Origin of the sequence: Streptomyces sp. NPDC059373 (assembly GCF_042751495.1) — a bacterium.
Lineage (GTDB): Bacteria > Actinomycetota > Actinomycetes > Streptomycetales > Streptomycetaceae > Actinacidiphila.
Genome location: NZ_JBHYXC010000002.1, coordinates 1 through 7,388, shown reverse-complemented (window position 1 = coordinate 7,388; position 7,388 = coordinate 1). Strand labels below are relative to the sequence as shown.

Annotated in this window: 7 protein-coding genes; 6 read left to right on the top strand and 1 reads right to left on the bottom strand. The window is 71.0% G+C overall.

Translation table 11 applies throughout. The features are described from left to right. Positions 1-125: 125 nt before the first annotated feature. The gene (locus ACFXJ5_RS04200; RefSeq protein ID WP_384626593.1) at positions 126-734 is read right to left on the bottom strand and encodes a DUF461 domain-containing protein; all 609 of its coding nucleotides are present in this window, start codon (positions 732-734) and stop codon (positions 126-128) included. A 546-nt stretch (positions 735-1,280) separates the two neighbouring features. Between ACFXJ5_RS04200 and ACFXJ5_RS04195 the strand changes: the two genes are divergently transcribed. The 6 genes from ACFXJ5_RS04195 to ACFXJ5_RS04170 all read left to right on the top strand — a co-directional run bounded on the left by ACFXJ5_RS04195 (position 1,281) and on the right by ACFXJ5_RS04170 (position 7,316). After that, positions 1,281-1,763, top strand: a complete 483-nt coding sequence (locus ACFXJ5_RS04195) for a CarD family transcriptional regulator (protein WP_033174074.1) — start codon at positions 1,281-1,283, stop codon at positions 1,761-1,763. Between the two features lie 159 nt (positions 1,764-1,922). Continuing rightward, positions 1,923-2,654, top strand: a complete 732-nt coding sequence (gene ispD, locus ACFXJ5_RS04190) for a 2-C-methyl-D-erythritol 4-phosphate cytidylyltransferase (protein ID WP_384628303.1) — start codon at positions 1,923-1,925, stop codon at positions 2,652-2,654. Beyond that, positions 2,644-3,132 carry a 2-C-methyl-D-erythritol 2,4-cyclodiphosphate synthase gene (gene ispF, locus ACFXJ5_RS04185; RefSeq protein ID WP_384626590.1) on the top strand — a complete coding sequence of 163 codons (489 nt, stop codon included), beginning with the start codon at positions 2,644-2,646 and terminating at the stop codon, positions 3,130-3,132. The genes ispD and ispF overlap by 11 nt, the downstream gene beginning before the upstream one ends. A 99-nt stretch (positions 3,133-3,231) precedes the next feature. Continuing rightward, on the top strand, positions 3,232-4,632 hold the full coding sequence (cysS, locus tag ACFXJ5_RS04180) for a cysteine--tRNA ligase (protein WP_384626588.1): 1,401 nt from the start codon (positions 3,232-3,234) through the stop codon (positions 4,630-4,632). Positions 4,633-4,697: 65 nt separating this feature from the next. Continuing rightward, positions 4,698-5,660, top strand: a complete 963-nt coding sequence (gene rlmB, locus ACFXJ5_RS04175) for a 23S rRNA (guanosine(2251)-2'-O)-methyltransferase RlmB (RefSeq protein ID WP_384626586.1) — start codon at positions 4,698-4,700, stop codon at positions 5,658-5,660. Between the two features lie 81 nt (positions 5,661-5,741). After that, the gene (locus tag ACFXJ5_RS04170) at positions 5,742-7,316 is read left to right on the top strand and encodes a DoxX family protein (protein ID WP_384626584.1); all 1,575 of its coding nucleotides are present in this window, start codon (positions 5,742-5,744) and stop codon (positions 7,314-7,316) included. Positions 7,317-7,388: the final 72 nt, after the last annotated feature.

Genomic DNA, 7,388 nt, shown 5'->3' with positions numbered 1-7,388 from the left:
GAGAGGCGCACGCGGGACAGGGCTCGAGCCGGACCCGGGTGCGCCGCGCTACCTGGTGACAGTGCGGGGCCTGGGCTACAAGTTCGAGCCGTAAACCAGCAGGTCGTAGAAGCTCTCCGCGTCGGTCAGCCCTTCTTGGTGGCCGACGCGGACGTGCTTACGGAGGCGGAGGCGGAAGCGGTCGAGGACGCCGACGTGCTGGGCGACGCGCTCGTTGAGGCCGACGGGGAGGCGGCGCCGGTGGGGCCGAAGGGGGCCAGGTAGCCGGTCGCCGGGCGGACCAGGGCCTGGACGGAGACGGCGCCGGTGTTGCTGAGGACGAAGGTGACCTTCTGGAAGTCGCCGTCGCGCTTGCCCTCGGCGGTGTTCGCGACGGTCGCGGACGGGTTGCCCTTGCCGCCGAGCAGCACGGAGCCCTGGGCCGGGACGGTGATGGTCTGGCCGCTGTCCTTGTCGCTGAGGACGGCGTTCGTGGTGCCTACGCTGACCATCTCGATGGTCTGCTTCTGGTCACCGTTGTTGAAGACGCGAGCGGAGACCGCGGAGTCGCCGGCGGCGTCGACCTCGGTGAGGACGAGGGCGTTGACGACCTGGATGTCGCCGACGGTGGTCGCGGCGTTGTCGGGCTTGACCTGAAGCGTCTCTGCGCTGTTACCGGCGCCACAGGCGGCGAGCGGGGCGATCGAGAGCGCGAGGGCGGCGGCGAGGGCGCCGCGTCGAAGGCTGCTGCTCACGGCGGCGGCATCTCCTTGGGCAGGTACGGAGTTACGGGACTTACTGACAGCGGCCTTAGGTTACCGAGCCGCCACAGCGCGCCCGCACCGGGCCACCCTTCGGCGAGGCGTCCTCACCCGCGCGGCCCCCGCGGGCACTTCGCGTACGCCCTTCCGGGAATCCATTCCGGGATTCCACCGAACGATTCCCGCCACGCCGGCAAGATCGATTTAACGGCCGTCCGGCGACGGGAAATCCAAAGTCGTACGAAATTGGATCACCTCGGTCTCCTGAGGTCCGAACGGAGTAGCGGTTGCCCACTCGCAGGGGATGGACAAAACTGGACGTTCCGTCTCTGTTCAAGCGTCCCGAGAACGTGTAACGGGGGCGTTTCACCCCGTCCACGCACCCGCTCCGACCTGCGAATTCTCTGTGGAGCCAGCCCCCTCCAGCACGTTCCTGCCGCACTTGTCAAGCCCCGAGATATGCCCTGACCTGCGAAAACGCCATTCAGAACCAGCCGTTCCCGTGTTAGCATGGATAGCCACGGAAGGGGTACCTGTCACATGACGTTCAAGGTTGGCGACACCGTGGTCTATCCCCATCACGGGGCCGCGCTGATCGAGGCTATCGAAATCCGCCAGATCAAGGGCGTGGACAAGACCTACTTGGTGCTCAAGGTCGCCCAGGGCGACTTGACGGTACGTGTGCCCGCGGACAATGCGGAGTTCGTCGGTGTGCGTGACGTGGTCGGTCAGGAGGGACTGGACCGGGTCTTCGAAGTGCTGCGCGCGCCGTACACCGAGGAGCCGACCAACTGGTCCCGCCGCTACAAGGCAAATCTGGAGAAGCTCGCCTCGGGCGATGTCATCAAGGTCGCTGAGGTTGTCCGCGATCTGTGGCGTCGTGAGCGAGAGCGCGGGCTGTCGGCCGGCGAGAAGCGCATGCTCGCCAAGGCCCGCCAGATTCTGGTCAGCGAGCTCGCACTCGCTGAGAACACCAATGAGGACAAGGCCGAGGCGCTCCTCGACGAGGTCCTCGCGTCCTGACGCGCGATATGCCGCGGTGCCCGGTGCGATACGCACGCCGGGCACTGCGGCATGCTTGTGTGCACTGCAAGTTCTGATGCCTGTACGCGACCGGGCAGCTGACCACGCGGGATTCACGGAAGGGTCCCGCGAGGCCGTACGGCCCGGCACGTTGAGGCGATACCCACATCGGCCAAGGACACAAACCTGAGTACCGCAGCGGTTATTCCGGCCGCCGGACGTGGAGTCCGGCTCGGCCCCGGCGCGCCCAAGGCGCTGCGCACGCTGGGCGGCATCCCCATCCTGGTCCACGCCGTACGGGCCATGACCCACGCCCGCGCGGTGTCGCTGGTCGTCGTGGTCGCCCCGCCCGACGGAGTCGCCGAGGTCAGCGCGCTGCTGGACAGCCAGGGGCTGCCGGAGGCCAAGGACATGAAGATCGTCGCCGGCGGTGAGACCCGCCAGGAGTCGGTGCGGCTCGGCCTCGCCGCGCTCCCCGACGACATCGATGTCGTCCTCGTCCACGACGCGGCCCGCCCTCTGGTGCCGGTCGAGATGGTCGAGGCTGTCGCCGCCGCCGTACGCGCCGGGGCCCCCGCCGTCGTACCCGGGCTGCCGCTGGCGGACACCGTCAAGGAGATCGACCCGGCCACCGGCGCCGTCGTCGGCACCCCCGAACGGGCCCTGCTGCGCGCCGTCCAGACCCCGCAGGGCTTCGACCGCGCCACGCTGGTCAAGGCCCACGCCACGATCACCTCCGACGTCACGGACGACGCCGGCATGGTCGAGCAGCTCGGTATCCAGGTGCTGGTCGTCCCCGGCCACGAAGAGGCCTTCAAGGTCACCCGCCCCCTGGACCTCGTCCTCGCCGAGGCCGTACTCGCCCGCCGGAGGGCAACGGATGTCTTCTGAGTCAGCCATCCCCCAGGTCGGCATCGGCACCGACATCCACGCCTTCGAGCCCGGCCGTGAGCTGTGGGTCGCCGGGCTGCTCTGGGAGGGCGAGGGCGACGGCCTCGCCGGGCACTCGGACGCCGACGTGGTCGCGCACGCCGCCTGCAACGCCCTGTTCTCCGCCGCCGGCCTCGGCGACCTCGGGGCGCACTTCGGCACCGGACGCCCGGAATGGGCCGGGGCGTCGGGTGTGACGTTGCTCACGGAGGCGGCCCGGATCGTGCGCGAGGCGGGGTTCGAGATCGGCAATGTGGCGGTCCAGGTCGTCGGCGTACGGCCAAAAATCGGCAAGCGCCGCGAAGAGGCCCAAAAGGTGCTCTCGACGGCCGTCGGCGCCCCCGTCTCGGTGTCCGGCGCGACCACGGACGGCCTCGGTTTCACCGGCCGCGAGGAGGGCCTGGCGGCGGTGGCGACGGCTCTCGTGCTCCGTAGGTGACAGGTCACGTGACACGTCCGGGTGACCCGACCGTCACAAGAGCGTGAAGCCCGGTACCACACGACCACGACACCCACTTCGGGCCACTACCCTTGATGCGTGACTATTCGCCTGTACGACACCAACGCGCGCCAGGTCCGTGACTTCATCCCGCTCGTGCCGGGCTGCGTCTCGATCTACCTGTGTGGCGCCACCGTGCAGGCGGCCCCGCACATCGGACACGTCCGGTCGAACCTCAACTTCGACATCATGCGCCGGTGGTTCGCGTACCGCGGCTACGACGTGACCTTCATCCGCAACGTCACCGACATCGACGACAAGATCATCGCGAAGTCGGCCGAGCAGGGCCGCCCGTGGTGGTCCATCGGCTACGAGAACGAGCGGGCCTTCAACTCCGGCTACGACGCGCTCGGCTGCCTGCCGCCGTCGTACGAGCCGCGAGCCACCGGGCACATCCCCGAGATGATCGAGATGATGCGCGAACTCATCGCGCGCGGCCACGCCTACGCCGCCGACGGCAACGTCTACTTCGACGTGCGCTCGTACGACGACTACCTCTCGCTGTCGAACCAGGAGCTGGACAACCTCCTCCAGCCCTCCGGCGAGGGCGAGACCGGCAAGCGCGACCCGCGCGACTTCGCGATGTGGAAGTCGGCCAAGCCCGGCGAGCCGAGCTGGGAGACCCCGTGGGGCCGAGGCCGGCCGGGCTGGCACCTGGAGTGCTCGGCGATGGCCCACAAGTACCTGGGCAGCGCCTTCGACATCCACGGCGGCGGCATCGACCTGATCTTCCCGCACCACGAGAACGAGATCGCCCAGGCCAAGGCCTTCGGCGACGACTTCGCGGCGTACTGGGTGCACAACGCCTGGGTCACCATGAGCGGCGAGAAGATGAGCAAGTCGCTCGGCAACTCGGTGCTGGTGAGCGAGATGACCAAGCGCTGGCGGCCGATCGTGCTCCGCTACTACCTCGGCACCCCGCACTACCGCTCGATGATCGAGTACAGCGAGGACTCGCTGCGTGAGGCGGAGTCCGCCTTCGCGCGCATCGAGGGCTTCGTCCAGCGCGTGGTCGAGAAGGCGGGCCACGTCGAGCCGGCGACCGAGGTGCCGCCGGCCTTCGCCGAGGCGATGGACGACGACCTGAGCGTGCCCCAGGCGCTGGCGATCGTGCACACCGCGGTCCGGCAGGGCAATTCGGCCCTGAGCGCCGACGACAAGGAGACCGCGGTCGCCCGCCTCTCCGAGGTGCGGGCCATGCTGGGCGTGCTGGGCCTCGACCCGCTCGACGAGCGCTGGTCGAGCGAGGACGGCGACCGCAGCGCGGATCTGCACGGGGTCGTGGACTCCCTCGTACGACTCGTGCTGGAGCAGCGGCAGGCGGCGCGGGGACGCAAGGACTACGCGACGGCCGACGCCATCCGCGACCAGCTGCAGCAGTCCGGGCTGGAGATCACGGACACCCCGAACGGTGCGCGGTGGTCCCTCGGCTCGCGCTGAGGGACCCTTGCATACATACGTACTTATTTCTGAGCAGTGCCGAGCAGTAAGAGATTGGGTAACCCATGGCCGGGAACAGCCAGCGCAGGAACCGCCGCACGTCCAACAAGAAGGGCGCGACGGTCGGCAGCGGTGGCCAGCGGCGCAAGGGCCTGGAAGGCCGGGGCCCGACCCCGCCCGCCGACGCCCGCAAGGGGCACAAGAAGAACCGCATCGCCAACGCCGCCGCCAAGCGCGCCGCGTCCTCGTCCGGACAGTCGCGCCGCCCGTCCGGGCGCGGCTCCAAGTCCACCTCCGAGCTGGTCGCCGGCCGTAACCCGGTGGTCGAGGCGCTGCGCGCGGACATCCCGGCGACGGCGGTCTACGTCCAGCAGTACATCGACAGCGACGACCGCGTCCGCGAGGCCATCAAGCTCGCCACCGAGCGCGGCGTCCCGCTGATGGAGGCCCCGCGCCCCGAGCTGGACCGCATCACCAACGGCCTCAACCACCAGGGCCTCGTCCTCCAGATCCCGCCGTACGAGTACGCGCACCCCGAGGACCTCGTCGCCGCCGCGTCCGACGTCCACGAGGACCCCCTCATCGTCGCCCTCGACGGCGTCACCGACCCCCGCAACCTCGGTGCCGTCGTCCGCTCCGTCGCCGCCTTCGCCGGCCACGGCGTCGTCGTCCCCGAACGCCGCGCCGCCGGTATGACCGCCGGTGCCTGGAAGACCTCCGCCGGCGCCGCCGCCCGCGTGTCCGTGGCCCGCGCCACCAACCTGACGCGGGTGCTCGAGGCCTACCAGAAGGCCGGCCTCACGGTCGTCGGCCTCGCCGCCGACGGCGAAGTCGAGCTCCACGAACTCGAAGCCCTCGCCGGCCCCGTCGTCATCGTCGCCGGCTCCGAGGGCAAGGGCCTCTCCCGCCTGGTCGGCGAGACCTGTGATGTGCGGGTCCGCATCCCGATGCCGGGCGGCGCGGAGTCGCTCAACGCCGGTGTGGCGGCGGGGATCGTCCTGTACGAGGCGGCTCGCCGGCGGGCGTAGCGCGCCGCGCCGACTGCCTTGACGGGGCTCCGACATGTCGGACCCGTCAGGCAGTGTCCTAATCGGGTGTCACTCGGTTAGATGAGCGTGGACACCAGAACAGCCCGCACTCCTCCCGGGGGACGGTCGTCGGCGGCACCGGACGAGCCCGTGCTCAGCATGGTGAAGGTGCACTCCGATCCGGCCCAGGTCATCGTCAGTCACGCGAGCTTCCGCGTACAGCTGGGGGCGGCGTCGGCCCGTGCGCTGCAGCGGAACCAGCGCGTCCCGCTCATCCCCAGCGCTGTGCGACCGTCGGCGGCCTCGCAGCGGCGTACGCATGTCGTGTCGCAGACCCAGGCGCAGACGCAGCTGATGCAGAACGCCGGGGAGCCCGCCGGGGCGACGACGCAGGTACTGCCGCGGATCGACGAGCACGCGTACGAGCGGACGCAGCCGCACCCCACGGTCGCGGGGCCGCGCAGGCCACCGTCCGGGCCGGCGCCCGGGGAGATGCTGGGCGGGATGCGTCCGGCGCACGGCGCCTTCGACGACGAATTCGGCGCCCCGGACGGGGAGTTCGTGGGCGGCGAGGGCAGGGCCAGGCACGCGGACCCGGTGAAGCACGCCTGGTATCCGGGCCGCCGGATGAACCTCGGGATCGTGCTGCTGCCGCTGCGGATCTTCCTCGGCTTCATCTCGATCTACGCCGGCATGGGCAAGCTCTGCGACCCCGTCTACTTCGACGGCGGCAAGCGCGGCTCGATGGTCACCTGGCTCGCGTCCCTCCACCCCTGGGCCGCCGCCGAGCCGTTGCGCAACCTCGCCCTCGGGCACCCGGTGGGCGCCGGGCTGACCATCGCCTTCCTCCAGGTGATCGCCGGCGTGCTGACCGTCTGCGGCCTGTGGCAGCGGGTGGCGGCGTCCATCGGCGCGATGCTGTCCGTCGCGCTGCTGGTCACCGTGAGCTGGCGGACCGTCCCGGCGTACGACGCGCCGGACATCATCTACCTCGCCGCGTGGAGCCCGTTGGTCATCGCCGGAGCCCCGGTCTACTCGGTCGACGGCCGCCTCGCCGGTGAGGCCTGGCGCCGCCTCGGCCCCCGGGCGCACCTGTGGGACCTGCGCCGCCGCGTGCTGCGCCGCGGCACGGTGCTGGCGACCGTGCTGGTCGGTCTGACCCTGGTGGTCGGCTCGACGCTGGGCGCCGCCGTACGGTCCACCGCGACGCGTACCGACCTGCCCGGCCCGACCGACCTGCCCACCAACAACCAGGACGGCTCGCCGCTCCCGGAGGTCTCCGGCGAGGCCAGCGACAGTTCCTCCGGCTCGCCGTCCGCCTCGCACTCCGCCGGCGCGTCCCCCTCGGCCTCGGCGTCCTCGCACTCCGCCACCGCCGGCACGTCCTCGGCGCCCACCGGTGCCGCCTCGCAGCACACCGGTACCGGCGGCAGCACCGGCACCGCCCCGTCCCATTCCGTCCCCTCCACCCAGCCCCGGCCGACCCACACCGCCGCCCCGACGCCGACCACCGGTGGCGGCAGCGGCACCACCGGTGGCGGCTCGTCCGACAGCGGCGGCGCCCTCGGCGGCCTCCTCGGCAGCGGCGAGACCTCCGGCTGGCTGCTGGGCATGTCCGGCGCGCCGCGTGATACCGCGCCCAGCGGTATGGCCTGAGCCGCCGCCCGTGAGCGCGTGAGCCGGTAAGCGCCGCAAGCGCGCAGAAGCCGGGCGGGCCGGAACAATCGC

Coding starts and splice junctions, on each gene's coding strand:
- ACFXJ5_RS04195 (WP_033174074.1), top strand. CDS start 1,281: ATGACGTTCAAGGTTGGCGACACCGTGGTCTATCCCCATCACGGGGCC.
- ispF (WP_384626590.1), top strand. CDS start 2,644: ATGTCTTCTGAGTCAGCCATCCCCCAGGTCGGCATCGGCACCGACATC.
- rlmB (WP_384626586.1), top strand. CDS start 4,698: ATGGCCGGGAACAGCCAGCGCAGGAACCGCCGCACGTCCAACAAGAAG.
- ACFXJ5_RS04170 (WP_384626584.1), top strand. CDS start 5,742: ATGAGCGTGGACACCAGAACAGCCCGCACTCCTCCCGGGGGACGGTCG.